Genomic DNA, 17,052 nt, shown 5'->3' with positions numbered 1-17,052 from the left:
AATTGTGTCGCACACACTCTATCTCGTCGCTCAGTATCATACGAATCCAAGATCCGTACGCTAAGCCACTCAAATGATAGGATCAAGCCTCACGAGCAATTAGTATCGGTTAGCTTCACGCCTCACAGCGCTTCCACACCCGACCTATCAACGTCCTGGTCTCGAACGACTCTTCAGGGAGGTCAAGCCTCCAGGGAAGTCTCATCTTCAGGCAAGTTTCCCGCTTAGATGCTTTCAGCGGTTATCTCTTCCGCACTTAGCTACCCGGCGATGCGACTGGCGTCACAACCGGTACACCAGAGGTGCGTCCACTCCGGTCCTCTCGTACTAGGAGCAGCCCCCGTCAAACTTCCAACGCCCACTGCAGATAGGGACCAAACTGTCTCACGACGTTTTGAACCCAGCTCACGTACCACTTTAAATGGCGAACAGCCATACCCTTGGGACCGGCTACAGCCCCAGGATGTGATGAGCCGACATCGAGGTGCCAAACACCGCCGTCGATGTGAACTCTTGGGCGGTATCAGCCTGTTATCCCCGGAGTACCTTTTATCCGTTGAGCGATGGCCCTTCCATTCAGAACCACCGGATCACTATGTCCTGCTTTCGCACCTGCTCGACTTGTCGGTCTCGCAGTTAAGCTACCTTTTGCCATTGCACTATCAGCACGATTTCCGACCGTACCTAGGTAACCTTCGAACTCCTCCGTTACACTTTGGGAGGAGACCGCCCCAGTCAAACTGCCTACCATGCACTGTCCCCAATCCGGATCACGGACCAAGGTTAGAACCTCAAACACACCAGGGTGGTATTTCAAGGACGGCTCCACCAGAACTAGCGTCCTGGCTTCAAAGCCTCCCACCTATCCTACACAAGTCTGTTCAAAGTCCAATGCAAAGCTACAGTAAAGGTTCACGGGGTCTTTCCGTCTAGCAGCGGGGAGATTGCATCTTCACAAACACTTCAACTTCGCTGAGTCTCAGGAGGAGACAGTGTGGCCATCGTTACGCCATTCGTGCGGGTCGGAACTTACCCGACAAGGAATTTCGCTACCTTAGGACCGTTATAGTTACGGCCGCCGTTTACCGGGGCTTCGATCAAGAGCTTGCACCCCATCACTTAACCTTCCGGCACCGGGCAGGCGTCACACCGTATACGTCCACTTTCGTGTTGGCACAGTGCTGTGTTTTTGTTAAACAGTCGCAGCCACCTATTCTCTGCGACCTGTCAAAGCTTCGTGAGTAAATCACTACACCCCAACAGGCATACCTTCTCCCGAAGTTACGGTATCAATTTGCCGAGTTCCTTCTCCTGAGTTCTCTCAAGCGCCTTAGAATTCTCATCCTGCCCACCTGTGTCGGTTTGCGGTACGGTTCTTGTGTAGCTGAAGCTTAGTGGCTTTTCCTGGAAGCGTGGTATCAGTCACTTCAGGTCCGTAGACCCTCGTTATCACTTCTCGGCGTTAAAGAAGGGCGGATTTGCCTACCCCTCACGCCTACCGGCTTGAACAGACTATTCCAACAGTCTGCTGACCTAACCTTCTCCGTCCCCACATCGCACTACACAAAAGTACGGGAATTTTAACCCGTTTCCCATCGACTACGCTTTTCAGCCTCGCCTTAGGGGCCGACTCACCCTACGCCGATGAACGTTGCGTAGGAAACCTTGGGCTTTCGGCGAGCGGGCTTTTCACCCGCTTTATCGCTACTCATGTCAGCATTCGCACTTCTGATATCTCCAGCATGCCTCTCGACACACCTTCACAGACCTACAGAACGCTCCCCTACCACGGACGCTTACGCGCCCATCCGCAGCTTCGGTTATCAGTTTGAGCCCCGTTACATCTTCCGCGCAGGACGACTCGACCAGTGAGCTATTACGCTTTCTTTAAATGATGGCTGCTTCTAAGCCAACATCCTGGCTGTCTAGGCCTTCCCACTTCGTTTACCACTTAACTGATCATTTGGGACCTTAGCTGGCGGTCTGGGTTGTTTCCCTCTTGACAATGGACGTTAGCACCCACTGTCTGTCTGCCAAGCTCGCACTTTCCGGTATTCAGAGTTTGCCATGGTTTGGTAAATCGCAATGACCCCCTAGCCATAACAGTGCTTTACCCCCGGAAGTGATACTTGACGCACTACCTAAATAGTTTTCGGGGAGAACCAGCTATCTCCGAGTTTGTTTAGCCTTTCACCCCTATCCACAGCTCATCCCCTAGTTTTGCAACACTAGTGGGTTCGGACCTCCAGTGCGTGTTACCGCACCTTCATCCTGGCCATGGATAGATCACTCGGTTTCGGGTCTACACCCAGCGACTAAGACGCCCTATTCGGACTCGGTTTCCCTACGCCTCCCCTATTCGGTTAAGCTTGCCACTGAATGTAAGTCGCTGACCCATTATACAAAAGGTACGCAGTCACGGAACAAGTCCGCTCCCACTGTTTGTATGCATCCGGTTTCAGGTTCTATTTCACTCCCCTCCCGGGGTTCTTTTCGCCTTTCCCTCACGGTACTGGTTCACTATCGGTCGATCATGAGTATTTAGCCTTGGAGGATGGTCCCCCCATCTTCAGACAGGATTTCTCGTGTCCCGCCCTACTTGTCGTATGCCTAGTTCTTGCGATGCGTTTTCGTGTACGGGGCTATCACCCACTACGGCGGTCCTTTCCATGAACCTTCCACTAACGCAACTCATAACACATACAGGCTGTTCCGCGTTCGCTCGCCACTACTTACGGAATCTCGGTTGATTTCTTTTCCTTCAGCTACTTAGATGTTTCAGTTCGCTGAGTTCGCCTCCGCAGACCTATGTATTCAGTCTGGGATACCGCCTAAACGGTGGGTTTCCCCATTCGGACATCGCGGGATCAAAGCTCTATTGCCAGCTCCCCCGCGCTTTTCGCAGGCTTACACGTCCTTCATCGCCTATGATCGCCAAGGCATCCACCAGATGCACTTAGTCGCTTGACCCTATCATTTCAGTAACCTAAATTACTGCGACAATAGAGAGTGTTTGTGCGACGACTGCACCGCCCCTTTTGATATGGCGACGCAGCCTTAGATACAATCAAATACCCAAGATGACGATCTGTCGACATGAAGAGTTAACTCCATGTTTTCATCTCGCCGTCTATATATATTCGGCTTCTTCAGTTTGTTAAAGATCGGGCGTATTTTCAACGCAAACAAAATCACACTCTCTCAAGAGTGATTATGTTTGCACTGGAGTGGTGGAGGATGACGGGATCGAACCGACGACCCCCTGCTTGCAAAGCAGGTGCTCTCCCAACTGAGCTAATCCCCCAAACAGGTCAAATGGTGGGTCTGGTAGGACTCGAACCTACGACCCCTGCGTTATCAACACAGTGCTCTAACCAGCTGAGCTACAAACCCAGTTGACTTTAGAGATCGTGGACTCCACAACCTCAATGCCCTTAACACAAATAACCGATAGGCTGTAAGTACTTGGCAATCGCCTTCTCTAGAAAGGAGGTGATCCAGCCGCAGGTTCCCCTACGGCTACCTTGTTACGACTTCACCCCAGTCATGAATCCCACCGTGGTAAGCGGCCTCCTTACGGTTAGCCTACCCACTTCTGGTGAAACTCACTCCCATGGTGTGACGGGCGGTGTGTACAAGACCCGGGAACGTATTCACCGCAGCATGCTGATCTGCGATTACTAGCGATTCCGACTTCACGCACTCGAGTTGCAGAGTGCGATCCGGACTACGATCGGTTTTCTGAGATTAGCTCCACCTCGCGGCTTGGCAACCCTCTGTACCGACCATTGTATGACGTGTGAAGCCCTGCTCATAAGGGCCATGAGGACTTGACGTCATCCCCACCTTCCTCCGGCTTGTCACCGGCAGTCTCATTAGAGTGCCCAACTAAATGATGGCAACTAATGACAAGGGTTGCGCTCGTTGCGGGACTTAACCCAACATCTCACGACACGAGCTGACGACAGCCATGCAGCACCTGTGTTAACGCTCCCTTTCGGGCACCAAGATATCTCTACCAAGTTCGTTACATGTCAAGAGCAGGTAAGGTTTTTCGCGTTGCATCGAATTAATCCACATCATCCACCGCTTGTGCGGGTCCCCGTCAATTCCTTTGAGTTTTAACCTTGCGGCCGTACTCCCCAGGCGGTCAACTTCACGCGTTAGCTACGCTACCAAGGATTCAAACCCCCAACAGCTAGTTGACATCGTTTAGGGCGTGGACTACCAGGGTATCTAATCCTGTTTGCTCCCCACGCTTTCGTGCATGAGCGTCAGTGTCATCCCAGGGGGCTGCCTTCGCCATCGGTATTCCTCCACATCTCTACGCATTTCACTGCTACACGTGGAATTCTACCCCCCTCTGACGCACTCTAGTCGTGCAGTCTCCAATGCCGTTCCCAGGTTGAGCCCGGGGCTTTCACATCAGACTTGCACAACCGCCTGCGCACGCTTTACGCCCAGTAATTCCGATTAACGCTTGCACCCTACGTATTACCGCGGCTGCTGGCACGTAGTTAGCCGGTGCTTATTCTTCAGGTACTGTCATCCCCGCCAGGTATTAACCAGCGGGATTTCCTCCCTGACAAAAGTCCTTTACAACCCGAAGGCCTTCTTCAGACACGCGGCATGGCTGGATCAGGCTTGCGCCCATTGTCCAAAATTCCCCACTGCTGCCTCCCGTAGGAGTCTGGGCCGTGTCTCAGTCCCAGTGTGGCGGATCATCCTCTCAGACCCGCTACTGATCGTCGCCTTGGTGAGCTCTTACCTCACCAACTAGCTAATCAGACATCGGCTGCTCGTATAACGCGAGGTCTTTCGATCCCCCGCTTTCCCCCTCAGGGCGTATGCGGTATTAATCCGGCTTTCGCCGAGCTATCCCCCATTACACGGTACATTCCGATGCATTACTCACCCGTTCGCCACTCGTCAGCGGTGCAAGCACCCTGTTACCGTTCGACTTGCATGTGTAAAGCATGCCGCCAGCGTTCAATCTGAGCCAGGATCAAACTCTTCAGTTCAATCTCATAGCAAATTTTCTGGCACGCAAGTTCAAAGAAATAAACAAGTATCTCTTGTCTCTTGCAGTGCAAGTATTTGGCTTTCACCAAGCACTTACACCTATCGGTTATTCGTTCTGTTAAAGAGCAGTGCCGGTGCAGTTTTCGTCACCTCGGAAACCGTTTCGTTTCCGCTGTTTCGTTCGCTGCGTCAGCTGAGGAGACGAACTATACCCGCGCCCCCTGCCTCGGTCAACAGGTTTTTTGAGAAAAGACTGATATTTTTACAGATCAATCGACAAAGCCATGAAAACAAACAAGATATGAATATGGATTTTCCCATACACACATCCAAACCCCGCCAAACAAGCCACACCGCTGCTTATCGCAAGCAGGCATAAATGCAAAAAAGCCCCAAAATTTGGGGCTTTTTTCAGATTTGATCTGATCTACCACTTATTGCTGAACTGCCTAGCTGCGGTAGTCGGCGTTGATGCGCACATACTCATAAGAGAAGTCGCAGGTCCAAACCTTGGCGCAAGCGGCGCCGCGACCCAGCTCCACCCGAACGGTGATCTCGCTCTGGTTCATCACCGCCTGGCCTTGCTCCTCTCTATAAGCAGGATTCCGGCCGCCATCGCAGGCCACCAGCACATCATCCAGATATAGAGAAAGGCGATCGACATCCAGATCGGCCACGCCAGCGTAACCGATCGCAGCCAACAAACGGCCCAGATTCGGATCCGAGGCGAAGAAGGCGGTCTTCACCAAGGGCGAGCGGGCGATGGCATAGGCCACGTCTTTGCACTCGGCCACCGAACGGCCGCCGTTCACTTCCACGGTGATGAACTTGGTGGCGCCTTCGCCGTCGCGGACGATGGCCTGCGCCAGTTCGATCGCCACCTCCAGCAGCGCCTGCTTCAGTTGCTGATACGCCGGCGACTCGGCCGAGTCGATCAGCGCCGCTTCGCTCTTGCCGGTGGAGATCAGCATGAAACTGTCATTGGTGGAGGTGTCGCCATCCACGGTGATGCTGTTGAAGGACTGGTCGGCCACTTCCTTGACCAACTGGTTCAGCAGCGGCCGGGTCACCGCCGCGTCGGTGGCGACGTAGCCCAGCATGGTAGCCATATTGGGGTGGATCATGCCCGAACCCTTGGCGATGCCGGTGATGGCCACCGGCTTGCCGTCTATGGCTATCGTCCGGCTGGCGGCCTTGGCGAGGGTATCGGTAGTCATGATGGCCTGAGCGGCCTCAGCCCAATCGGCCTGCTGCAAGGCCGGCAATGCTGAAATGATCTTGTCCGCCGGCAGCGGCTCCAGGATCACGCCAGTGGAAAACGGCAGCACCTGCTCTACTTGCAGCTGGTTCTGATCAGCCACCGCCTGGCAAACGGACAAGGCGCGATGATGTCCATCCACGCCGGTGCCCGCATTGGCATTGCCGGTATTCACCACCAAAGCTCGAATCTGCACGCCGGCGGAGAGATGCTGCTGGCACAAGCGCACCGGCGCCGCGCAAAAGCGGTTGCGAGTGAAGACGCCGGCGACGGTATTGCCTTTATCCAGCTTGATCACCAGCACATCTTTGCGGCCCGGCGTTTTGATGCCGGCGGAGCCGACCAATAATTCGACGCCGGCGATGGCCGGCAATAACTTAGCCTGGGGCGGATTCAGATTCACAGCCATGAAATTCTCCAGCATTTACAGATATGCGACGGATTGTATAAGAATTTCGCCACTCATGGCTGGGCAAATCATTTGCCCTATTCCTGCGCCTCTCTCAGGCAGGTCAACAGCGCCTCGCCATAGCGCGCCAATTTCAATTCGCCCAGGCCGTAGATGCGCTGCAGGCCGGCCGGACTGTCAGGCCGTTTTTCCACCAGGTCGCGCAGCGTGCGATCGGAAAACACCGCGTAGGCCGGCACATTGTGCTCGTCGGCCACCTGGCGGCGCCAGCGGCGCAAGGCTTGCCACAGGCGCTCCTCGCGTTCGGTGCGCAGCCAACGGTCGGTTGCGGCGCTGCCGCGCGATTTCTTTTCATCCGCCAGCGGCCGCAGATAGATTTTCTCTTCGCCCTTGAGCAAGGGGCGACAGGCATCGGTCAACACCAGCGACTGGCCGCGGGCGATGTCCACCTGCACCAGTTGGCGCGCCACCAGTTGGCGGACGATGGAGCGCCACCAACGCTGGTTCATGTCCTTGCCTATGCCGTAGGTGCTGAGCTGGTCGTGGCCGTGATGGCTGACGCTGGCGTTCTGCCGGCCCAGCAACACATCGATGACATGGCCGGTGGGAAAGCGCTGGCCCACTCTATAGATGCAGGACAATAGTTTGCGCACCGATTCGGTGGCGTCGTAAGTGATGGGCGGATGCAGGCAGTTGTCGCAATGGCCGCAGGCTTGGCTCGCCTCGCTGAAGTGGGCCAGGATATGTTGGCGGCGGCAGCCTGCGGTTTCGCAGAAGGCCAGCATGGCGTCGAGCTTGCTCAACTCCACCTGTTTCTGCAGCTCGGCCATCTCGCTGCCCTCTATCATCTGCCGCAATTGCACCACGTCGTTCAGGCCATAACACAGCCAGCTGGCGGACGGCAGGCCGTCCCGGCCGGCGCGGCCGGATTCCTGATAGAAGTTCTCCGGGCTCTTGGGCATGTCGATGTGCGCGACGAAGCGCACGTCGGGTTTATCGATGCCCATGCCGAAGGCGACGGTGGCCACCATCACGATGCCGTCCTCGCGCAGGAACAAGCGCTGATTGGCCTCACGCTCGGCGTGGCTCATGCCGGCATGATAGGCCAGCGCTTCGATGCCGTTGTCGCGCAGCCACTGGGCGGTGTCCTCCACCCGCTTGCGCGACAGGCAATAGACGATGCCGGTGGCGCCCTGGTGTTCCTGGCGGATGAAGTCCAGCAGCTGTTTCTTGGCGTTGTGCTTCTCCACCACCTGATAGAAGAGATTGGGCCGGTCGAAGCTGGACAGAAACACTTCGGCGTCCGCCAGCTTCAGATAATGAATGATGTCGAGACGGGTCTGCTCGTCGGCGGTGGCGGTCAGCGCGATGCGCGGCACTTGCGGGAACTGCTCGGCCAACATGCCCAGCTGCTGGTATTCCGGCCGGAAATCGTGGCCCCAATGGCTGACGCAATGCGCCTCGTCGATGGCGAACAGCGCGATCTTGAGGCTGGCCATGAATTCCTGGAAGCGCGGCGTCAGCAGCCTTTCCGGCGCGACATACAATAGATCCAGCGTGCCGGCGCGGGCCTGGCGGGCGATGTCGCGCGCCTCGTCCTGGCTGGTGGCGGAGTTCAGGCACTCCGCGGCCACGCCCAGCTCCTGCAGCGTCGCCACCTGGTCCTGCATCAGCGCGATCAGCGGCGAAACGACAATGGCCACGCCCTCGCGCATCAAGGCCGGAATCTGATAACACAGGCTCTTGCCGCCGCCGGTCGGCATCAGCACCAGCGCGTGGCCGCCATACGCCACTTGCTCGACGATCTCCTGTTGCTGCCCGCGGAATTCCGGATAGCCGAAAATATGATTGAGGATGGAGACTGCGTCGCGCATGGCGGAACCAAGAACCAGGAAAAGCCGACATTGTACGGCAAGCGGAGGGCGGCCGGACGGCGGGCAAAAAAAAGGCTATGTCCCAATTCCGTGTTGGGAGCTATGCTGAATACAGTAGCAGACCGGGAGTCGCGCCATGGATGCCCAGAGTTTTCAGCGTTTTCTTGCCCAACTGGATCAGCTCACGCTCAAACAGAGGAGCTTGCTGTCTTCTGCGCTTAAACATCCCACTCACCATGACGCCATTCAGGACGCCTTGCCTGACCTGACGGCTTGCCCACACTGCCAGGCCGAGGCCAACCAGTTGGCGTTATGGGGCTGGAGCCGAGGCCTGCGGCGTTATCGCTGCAAACAGTGCCACCGGACCTGCAATGCCTTGTCGGGCAGTCCATTAGCCAAATTGCGCAAGGCCGATCGCTGGCTGAGCTACGCCCAAGCACTGCAGGATGGCTTGACCGTGCGAGCAGCCGCTCGTGCATGCGGCATCAGCAAGAACACGGCTTTCCTATGGCGGCATCGCTTCTTGCATCGCGCATCAGACCATCTGGCGGCGCAAGCCCGAGGCATCGTCGAAGTAGATGAAACCTTCATTCTGGAATCATTCAAAGGGCAGCGGTGCCTCCCCCGCGCGCCGCGCCAGCGGGGTGGCGTCAGCCAAACACGGGGAACCGGGCCGGATCAGATTCCCATCATGGTGGTGCAGGACCGAGAGGGACATATAGCGGACTTCAAGTTGAAGAAGCTCAATGGCGCTCATGTGGAAGCGGCTTTAGCCCCGTTGGTGGATAGCGACGCCATCCTGTGTTCGGACGGCGCAGCGGTGTACTCGACCTTTGCCAGGCAGCATGGCATTACCCATCGAGTCGTGCATGCCAAGACGGGACAGCGGGTACGCGAGGGGGCGTTCCATATCCAGCATGTGAATGCCTACCATAGCCGCTTGAAGCTTTGGATGGCTCGATTCCACGGGGTTGCCACCAAATACCTTGAAAACTATCTGGGGTGGCGACGGATGCTGGAGCGCTATCAGCAAACCATGCAGCCTTGCCACTGCTTGCAGGAGGCAGTGGGTCGTCCCTTGCAACACATTATTGGGACATAGCCAAAAAAAAGGCCGCCAGGTCAAGGCGGCCACAAGTTGGATGGAGACAATGTGAAACGAAGAGGAAAAATGCTCTCGCACAGCTAGAGACCGGCCGTTCCGGAGCAAAGTTCCGGTTGAATTGTAAATTGATGCCACAATGCATCGAGCCGTTTCCCCCGGCCAGCCGCTATGCGACACTGGCGGCAATTCTGGAGACCAATATGCGCATTCGTATCCTTTCCCTGCTATCCGCGCTTTTGCTGGCGGCCTGCGCCAGCGCCCCTCATCCTGTGCCCGCCATCAAGCCGACGCCCGCGCCGACGCCGACGCCCAACCCGGTCAGCGCCGACTGGCAAAATCTGGGCGTCTCGCCCAACGGCAATATCCTCAACGAGCTGGATCTGTTGTCGATCAAACGCCAGGGCGCGCAAGTAACGTTCCGCGATCGCAAAACCATCTTCAATCTGAAGAAGGAAAACTTCCTGACCACGCCGCAGCACAAGACCTCGTTGAACACCTGGCAGATAGACTGCGCCCAGCACACCTTCCGGCTGCTGGACATGACCTTGTTCGACGCGAACGGCAGGCAGATCGCCAGCTTCAACTATAATGACAGCCAGATAAAATCCATGCCGGTCGTGCAGAACTCGGCCAGCTATCAACAGATGCTGCAAGTCTGCAAGGGACAGCCCGGCTTCTAATTCCCGCATCGCCAACCGACAGGAGCGCGCCATGGCCATCCGCCGCGTGGTATTCAATCAAAAAGGGGGGGTGGGCAAGTCCACCATCGCCGTCAATCTGGCCGCCGTGGCCGCCAGCCGCGGCCGGCGCGTGCTGCTGATCGACCTGGACCCGCAAGGCAATGCCAGCCATTACCTGCTGGGCGAGACCGCCAGCCAGCCGGGCCCCAGCGTGGCGGATCTGTTCCAGCAGATGCTGAATATCTCGCTGTTCGCCAAGGAACCGCACGAATTCATCCGGGAAACCGGCCTGGACGGCCTGTCGCTGCTGGCTTCCCACCCGGAACTGGCGGAGCTGATGGGCAAGCTGGAATCGCGCTACAAGATGTTCAAGCTGAAGGAAACGCTGGACCAGCTGGCGCCGCGTTTCGACGAAATCTGGATCGATACGCCCCCGGCGCTGAATTTCTATACCCGTTCGGCGCTGATCGCCGCCGAGCGCTGCCTGATTCCCTTCGATTGCGATGCGTTCTCACGCCATGCCCTCTATAACCTGAAGGATAGCGCCGACGAAATCCGGGCCGACCACAACCCCGAGCTGTTCATCGAGGGCATCGTGGTCAACCAGTTCCAGCCGCGCGCCAGCCTGCCGGTCAGGCTGGTGGACGAGCTGAAATCCGAAGGTCTGCCCGTGTTGTCGTCGCCGCTGTCGGCATCGGTCAAGATCCGGGAATCGCACCAGGCGGCGCGGCCCATGGTTTACCTCGACCCGCGCCATAAGCTTTCCCGAGAATTCGAGGCCCTGTACCAAGAATTGGCCGACCGCTGACGAGGAATTACATGCCGAGGTTGAATCGCCTCACCTCGCTGTTGCTGGGATGCCTGCTGAGCGCGGGTCTGTTGCTGGCCGAATACTGGCTGCTGCAGGCCCATGATCACGCCGAGCATCGCGAGCGTCAGCAACACTGGGGTGCGTTGGCGACCAGCCTGGCAGTCTTCCAGTTGGAGGACGCGCTGGAACACAGCCGTCTGCTGGCCCAGCAACTGGCGGCCAGCGGCCAGCCGCATGCCTTGTCCGAGCTCGCCCACCGCGTCGTCCGCGACGACAGCGTGTTCGCCGGCGTCGGCACCGTGGCGCTGGTGGAGCAAAACCAGCGCGAAGCCTTTGAAAACCGCATCGCCACCGGCATCCGCGTGCTACAAGACCAGCATCTGCTGCCCAGCCCGCCGCAGATGCAATACTACCCGGTAGCCAGTTATCTGCCGGACGACGCCAACGCGCTGCCGCAGGGCATGGATCTGAGCCACCAGGGCAACGCCAAGTGGCTATTGGATCTGGCCCGCCGCAGCGACCAGCCCATGCTGCTGCCCAGCCACCTCGCGGGTCCCGGCAACAACAGGCTGGACATCGTCACCCGCCTCAACGACGACCACACCCTGCTTTTGCTCAACCTGCGGCCGGACAAGCTGATGCAGCCGGTCGGCAACGACTTGGTCAACGATAATCCGCTGCACCATGTCCGCTTGCAGATCTGGAGCAAGAGCCAACCCGACCTGCCCTTGCTGGATTCCTCGCCCGGCCGGGCCATGCCGACCGAAACGCCGGTTTACTCGCTCAACGCCACCATAGGCGGCAATGAGCTTTTGCTGGGGGCCTACTCGCTGGAGCCGGATCGCGCCCTGCCCAGCGCCGCCAGCTGGACGCTGTTGCTGCAATCGGGCGCAGCCATGCTGCTGTTGCTGTTGCTGCTGCAAAAACAGATGCGCAGCGTCAGTACGCTGAAAACGCAATTGCAGCACCAGCAGCAGGTCATCGACCTCAACAATCAGACCCTGCGCGAACAAATCAACGACAGGGTGCAATCCGAGCAGGCCCTGGCGCAGAGCGAGGCGAGACAGCGCGCCATTTTGCAAGCCAGCTCCGACGCCATCGTCCTGATCGATCGCGACGGCTTCATTTTGCAGACCAACCCCGCCGCCGCCAAGCTGGTGGAGCAATCCGCGCAATCGCTGGAAAGGCTGCCCGCAGGCGTGCTGTTTCCCGAACTCTACAACGCCGACCCGCAACATCCCTTCGAACAAACCGCGCAACACCATGAAGGCCGCCCCTTCGAGGCCACCTTGCTGCGCAGCGACGAGCAAAGTCTGCCGGTGGAGTTGTCGCTCAGCCGGGTCATCCTGCCCGACGACTGGTTCTACGTGGCGGTCTGCCGCGACATCTCCATCCGCAAGGAGCAGGAAGAGGCGCTGATACAGCTGAAAAACAGCCTGGCGGAGCAGGTCGAGGTGCAAAGCCGCCAGCTGGCGGCCCTGCTGGATGCCAGCCCGCTGGCCATGGCCTACATCGTCGATCGCCACCTGCGCCAGGTGAACCATGCCTTCCTGGAGTTGTTCCAGCAAAAAGGCCAGGACGTGATCGGCCACCCCACCCGGCCGTATTTCGAAAACCCGGAGCAATGGGAGCGCACCGGCAAGGCGCTGTACAGCCTGCTGAATGACGGCAAAGTGGTGCAGGCGGAGGTGAAATTGCGCACCGGCAAAGACCAGCTGTTCTGGTGCCGCTTGCACGGCAAGGCAGTGAACCCCTCAGTCCCCAAACTCGGCACCATCTGGATCTACCAGGACATTTCCGCGCAGCGTGCCGTCGAAGAGGCGCTGCGCCACGCCAAGATCCTGGCGGAGGAAACCAGCCGCGCCAAAACCGAGTTCCTCGCCAATATGTCGCATGAGCTGCGCACGCCGCTGCACGCCATCCTCGGCTTCACCGAGATGGGCCAGCTGCGCGCGCACAGCCTGGGCGAGGGCAAGCTGGAACAATACTTCACCCGCATCAATACCAGCGGCAGCCGGCTGCTGACGCTGCTGAACGACTTGCTGGACCTGGCCAAGATGGAGGTCGGCCGCATGGACTACGCGATCAAGCCCGGCAGCCTGACGCAATGCCTGCGCGAGGCCTGCGACGAACTGACCCCGCTGGCGTCGCGCAGCAAGATCCGCATCGAACTGCGCTGCGAACCGGAACAACTGACGGTGGATCTGGATCCCTTCCGCATCGGCCAGGTCATCCGCAACCTGCTGTCCAATGCCATTAAGTTCAGTCCGGCAAGTTCGGAAATCAGAGTGGTCGCCCAGCTGCTAGAACAAGAAGGTAAGGAATGGGTCTGCGTGGCCGTGGAAGACCAGGGGCCCGGCATACCGGAAAAAGAGCTGGAGTCCATTTTCGACAAATTCATTCAAAGCAGCGCCACCAAAACCGGCGCCGGCGGCACAGGCCTGGGCCTCGCGATCTGCCGGGAGATCGTCCATGCTCATCAGGGCAGCATCGCCGCCGGCAACCGGCCTGACAGCGGCGCCGTCTTCACTTTCATGATTCCGCGCCAGCATGCGCGGCCCCCAGAGGAGGGAGATCCGAATGCCCCACAAGCTTCTGCTCGTTGACGACGAGCCGTTCAATCTGGAGTTGATGTCCGAGCTGTTGGAAGACGCCGGCTACGAAACCCGGCTGGCGGAAAACGGCGAAGTGGCCTGGGACATCCTGCAACAGGAGGGAGAGAATTTCTCCAGCATTCTGCTGGACAAAATGATGCCGGGCATGAGCGGCTTCGACGTGCTGAAAAAAATCAAGGCGGAACCGCGGCTGGAGTTTCTGCCGGTCATCATGCAAACCGCCATGGGCGCCGCCTCCAGCGTGCAAGAGGGGCTGGCCGCCGGCGCCTTCTATTACCTGACCAAACCCTTCTCCCGCGACATGCTGTTGGCCATCGTCGGCGCCGCCGTCAGCCACTGGGACCGCTACGTCAACTTCCGGGAGCTGGCCAATCTGCACATCGACGCCCTGCGCCACCTGCAAGGCGCGCGCTTCAGCTGCCGCACCCACCGGGAGGCGCAATCCATCACCGCCTTGCTGGCCAAAACCAGCGCCCAGCCCGAGCGGGTGGCGACCGGCTTGTTCGAACTATTGGTCAACGCCATCGAACACGGCAATCTGGAAATCAGCTACGAGCAAAAGAGCCTGCTGATCGCGGAGGGCAGCTGGGAGCAGGAACTGGAATCCCGGCTTCAGGACCCCGCCTTCCGCGAGCGCACGGTATCGGTGGAATTCAGCCGCCACGCCGACCATCTGAGCTTCGTGATCGAGGACATGGGGCCGGGCTTCGACTGGGAGTACTACCAGAACGCGGAGCCGTCCTCGCTGATGAACAGCCATGGCCGCGGCATCCTGATCGCTCGCAAGCTCTCCTTCGACAATCTGCTGTACGAAGACAAGGGCAACCGCGTGGTGGCCATCGTCAATCAGGCGTGACGCCATCGCCGCATGCCCCGCGCGCGCGCCAGTAGCGCGGTTGATCCTGCCGCAAGCAGCGCCAGGACAGCGTCGGGCCGAACTCTATCGTCAGGGCGCCGTCCTGATCGGTGCGCAGCACGCGCGCGCCATGCCTGCGCAAGCGCTCCAGCACTTGCGGATGCGGGTGCCGGTAACGGTTCAGAAAACCGGCGCTCACTATCGCCAGCTGGGGCTGGGTCGCCGCCAGCCAGGCATCGGAACTGGAGGTGCGGCTGCCATGATGGCCGGCGATCAGCACGCTGCTGCGCAGCCGGCCGGCCCAGCGCTCGGCCAATGCGTTCTCCACCGCTTCCGGCGCGTCTCCGCTCACCATCAGCGCTTGCTTCTCTCCGGCTACCTGCAACACGCAGCTATGCGCGTTGTCTTCCCCTTGAACGCCGGCCAGCGGCGCCAGAATGTCGAAACGGACGCCGTCCCAAACCCAACTCTCGCCCTGCCGGCACAACTGCGCCCCCCTCAAGCGAAAACTCTGCGGTTGCCCCGCCAGCAAGCGGGATACCGGGATGCCGTCCAATACGCCCGCGGCCGCGCCATCGTGGTCGCTGTCATGATGCGATAGGATCAAGACATCCAAGCGCGGCACACCCAAGCCGCGCAACTGCGGCAAGACCACCCGGCCGGCCTCGCCTGCGCCGGTATCGAACAGCAAGGCGCGCTCGGCAGTCTGCACCAGCACCGCCAATCCCTGCCCCACATCCAATACTGTCGCGCGAAAGGCGCCCGGCGCCGGACCCGCAGGGCGATACGCCAGCATGGGCAGCATCAGCAAGGCCGCCAACGGCTTGCCCGCCACGCCGCGGGGCGCGAGCAGCCATGCCGAAGCGAGCCCGGCCAGTCCCCACACCGGCCACGGCGCGCCCGCCACATGCCAGGCCGGCCCCTTGGCCATCCACTCCACCCCCAGATAAAAGCCTTGAACCAGCCACCCCGCTGGCAGCAGCAGGCTATCCCACGGCAAAGCCACCGCCAGCAAGCACCACGGCGTCAGCAAGACGGAAACAAAGGGAATGGCCCAGGCATTGGCCAGGGGCGACAGCAAGGGAAAACCGCCGAACATCGCCGCCAGCGGCGCCAGGCTGGCGACGCCCGCCGCCCACTGGCCATCCCAAACCGCGCGCCACCTCCCCGCCGGCGCGCGCCGAGCCAGCGAGCTGAACATCAATGCCGCCACCAAGCCAAAGGACAACCATAAGCCCGGCGCCAGCACAGAGAACGGATCGATCAACAACACCACAGCCAAGGCCAGCCACCAGGCCTGGAAAGCGCTCAGACGGCGCCGCCACGCCAAGCAGCCGCACCCGACCGCCAACATGAACAATGTCCTTTGGGTCGGCACCGAGAAACCCGCCAACAAGGCATAGCCCGTCGCAGCGGCCAGCGCCGCCCAAGCCGCCGCCACCCGCGGCGCGCGCGCCAGAGGAAGAAAGCGCAGCGCTCGCATGCCAAGCCAGGCGACCAATCCCGCCAACATGGTGATATGCAGGCCGGAAATCGACACGATATGCGTAAGGCCGGTCGCGGAGAACAACTGCCAGTCCTCGCGCGCCACCCTTTGTTGCGCGCCCACCGTCAAGGCCGCCACCAGCGCGGACTCGCGTCCCGGCCGCAATACGCGTTCGATGCGCGCCACCTGGCGCGCCCGCCAAGCATCCACCCAGGCCAGCAGATCATGCCTGTCTTCCAGCCTGCGCCTGCCTTTGCCAGCCGAACCGCTAGCCAGCATGCCCTCGGACCACAGCCACTGCTCAGCGTCGAAGCCAAAAGCATTGGCGCTGCCGCGCCGGGGCTTGAAACGGGCGTTCAGTTGCCATCGACTGCCCGGCGGCCAGTCTCGCTTCAGGTAGTCATGCACTTGCACCTTGGCCGGCAATGCCGCGCCCGGCGTCAGCGTCGACTCCACCTCCAGCGCCAGACGCACGCCATACTCGCCGGGATCCGGCAAGCCGCGAACCGTCGCGACCAGCTCGATCGGCCGTTGCGCCCATGCAGGCGGAAGCTCCTGCGCCAAGCGCAGGTTCGCCCGCCAGCCGCCGTACGCCAAGCCGGCAGTCAGCGCCAATACGCCCAGCAGCCCCTGCCGGAGCATGCCTGAACTCCGCCAGATGGCCGCGGCGGGAAACAGCGGCAGCCAGTACAAGCCCTGCGGCAAAAACGGCAGGACGGCGCACAGCGCAATGCCCGCCACCCAGCCCGCCATCAGCAGCATGATCCCCCTCGCGCAAACTAAGTTAGCTAATCTGACCTTTTTCAGTCCGCAGATGGCACAAACAACCCGATAGGTGTAACTACCTATCAAACATATGACGTTGTCGATTGATTTCGCTACACCATGATCTAAACCTAGGTCATTGACTGGGATTTCTTCCGTCGGCATCCCGCC

At 59.5% G+C, this 17,052-nt stretch carries 8 protein-coding genes, 2 tRNA genes and 2 rRNA genes; 5 read left to right on the top strand and 7 right to left on the bottom strand.

The genetic code is table 11. From position 1 onward, the window contains the following. Nucleotides 1–78: 78 nt before the first annotated feature. The 6 genes from NKT35_RS08695 to recQ form a co-directional block, all read right to left on the bottom strand. Nucleotides 79–2,970, bottom strand: a 23S ribosomal RNA gene (locus NKT35_RS08695). Nucleotides 2,971–3,228: 258 nt separating this feature from the next. Continuing rightward, a tRNA-Ala gene (locus NKT35_RS08690) sits at nt 3,229–3,304 on the bottom strand. Between the two features lie 12 nt (nt 3,305–3,316). After that, a tRNA-Ile gene (locus NKT35_RS08685) sits at nt 3,317–3,393 on the bottom strand. A gap of 92 nt (nt 3,394–3,485) precedes the next feature. After that, nucleotides 3,486–5,021 (bottom strand): 16S ribosomal RNA (locus NKT35_RS08680). The 16S and 23S rRNA genes sit together here with 2 tRNA genes alongside, the layout of an rRNA operon. Before the next feature lie 450 nt (nt 5,022–5,471). Beyond that, nucleotides 5,472–6,689 (bottom strand): bifunctional glutamate N-acetyltransferase/amino-acid acetyltransferase ArgJ, encoded by a 1,218-nt coding sequence (argJ, locus tag NKT35_RS08675; protein WP_254300609.1) that lies wholly within the window; start codon nt 6,687–6,689, stop codon nt 5,472–5,474. A gap of 77 nt (nt 6,690–6,766) precedes the next feature. Next, nucleotides 6,767–8,563 carry a DNA helicase RecQ gene (recQ, locus tag NKT35_RS08670; protein ID WP_254300608.1) on the bottom strand — a complete coding sequence of 599 codons (1,797 nt, stop codon included), beginning with the start codon at nt 8,561–8,563 and terminating at the stop codon, nt 6,767–6,769. A 136-nt stretch (nt 8,564–8,699) separates the two neighbouring features. Between recQ and NKT35_RS08665 the strand changes: the two genes are divergently transcribed. The 5 genes from NKT35_RS08665 (at nt 8,700) to NKT35_RS08645 (ending at nt 14,630) form a co-directional block, all read left to right on the top strand. Further along, nucleotides 8,700–9,665, top strand: a complete 966-nt coding sequence (locus NKT35_RS08665; protein ID WP_254293992.1) for an IS1595 family transposase — start codon at nt 8,700–8,702, stop codon at nt 9,663–9,665. A 203-nt stretch (nt 9,666–9,868) separates the two neighbouring features. Further along, complete coding sequence (locus NKT35_RS08660) at nt 9,869–10,348, top strand: surface-adhesin E family protein (RefSeq protein ID WP_254300607.1); 480 nt, start codon at nt 9,869–9,871, stop codon at nt 10,346–10,348. Nucleotides 10,349–10,379: 31 nt separating this feature from the next. Next, a complete protein-coding gene (locus tag NKT35_RS08655; protein WP_254300606.1) occupies nt 10,380–11,156 on the top strand; it encodes a ParA family protein in 777 nt (258 codons plus the stop codon). Between the two features lie 11 nt (nt 11,157–11,167). Continuing rightward, a complete protein-coding gene (locus NKT35_RS08650) occupies nt 11,168–13,765 on the top strand; it encodes a sensor histidine kinase (RefSeq protein ID WP_254300605.1) in 2,598 nt (865 codons plus the stop codon). Next, a complete protein-coding gene (locus tag NKT35_RS08645; protein ID WP_254300604.1) occupies nt 13,740–14,630 on the top strand; it encodes a response regulator in 891 nt (296 codons plus the stop codon). The genes NKT35_RS08650 and NKT35_RS08645 overlap by 26 nt, the downstream gene beginning before the upstream one ends. On the opposite strand, the gene NKT35_RS08640 is transcribed toward NKT35_RS08645, so the two are convergent. Then, the gene (locus NKT35_RS08640; protein WP_254300603.1) at nt 14,617–16,878 is read right to left on the bottom strand and encodes a DNA internalization-related competence protein ComEC/Rec2; all 2,262 of its coding nucleotides are present in this window, start codon (nt 16,876–16,878) and stop codon (nt 14,617–14,619) included. The two genes, NKT35_RS08645 and NKT35_RS08640, sit on opposite strands and share 14 nt — an antisense overlap. Nucleotides 16,879–17,052 lie beyond the last annotated feature (174 nt).

Origin of the sequence: Chromobacterium sp. IIBBL 290-4, from assembly GCF_024207115.1 — a bacterium.
Lineage (GTDB): Bacteria > Pseudomonadota > Gammaproteobacteria > Burkholderiales > Chromobacteriaceae > Chromobacterium.
The sequence above is the reverse complement of the archived record's forward strand: the minus strand, read 5'-3'. Positions and strand labels throughout refer to the sequence as shown.

Bases quoted from the DNA above. Each gene is read 5' to 3' on its own strand.
- argJ (WP_254300609.1), bottom strand. From the start codon at position 6,689: ATGGCTGTGAATCTGAATCCGCCCCAGGCTAAGTTATTGCCGGCCATC.
- recQ (WP_254300608.1), bottom strand. From the start codon at position 8,563: ATGCGCGACGCAGTCTCCATCCTCAATCATATTTTCGGCTATCCGGAA.
- NKT35_RS08665 (WP_254293992.1), top strand. From the start codon at position 8,700: ATGGATGCCCAGAGTTTTCAGCGTTTTCTTGCCCAACTGGATCAGCTC.
- NKT35_RS08660 (WP_254300607.1), top strand. From the start codon at position 9,869: ATGCGCATTCGTATCCTTTCCCTGCTATCCGCGCTTTTGCTGGCGGCC.
- NKT35_RS08655 (WP_254300606.1), top strand. From the start codon at position 10,380: ATGGCCATCCGCCGCGTGGTATTCAATCAAAAAGGGGGGGTGGGCAAG.
- NKT35_RS08650 (WP_254300605.1), top strand. From the start codon at position 11,168: ATGCCGAGGTTGAATCGCCTCACCTCGCTGTTGCTGGGATGCCTGCTG.
- NKT35_RS08645 (WP_254300604.1), top strand. From the start codon at position 13,740: ATGCCCCACAAGCTTCTGCTCGTTGACGACGAGCCGTTCAATCTGGAG.
- NKT35_RS08640 (WP_254300603.1), bottom strand. From the start codon at position 16,878: ATGCTGCTGATGGCGGGCTGGGTGGCGGGCATTGCGCTGTGCGCCGTC.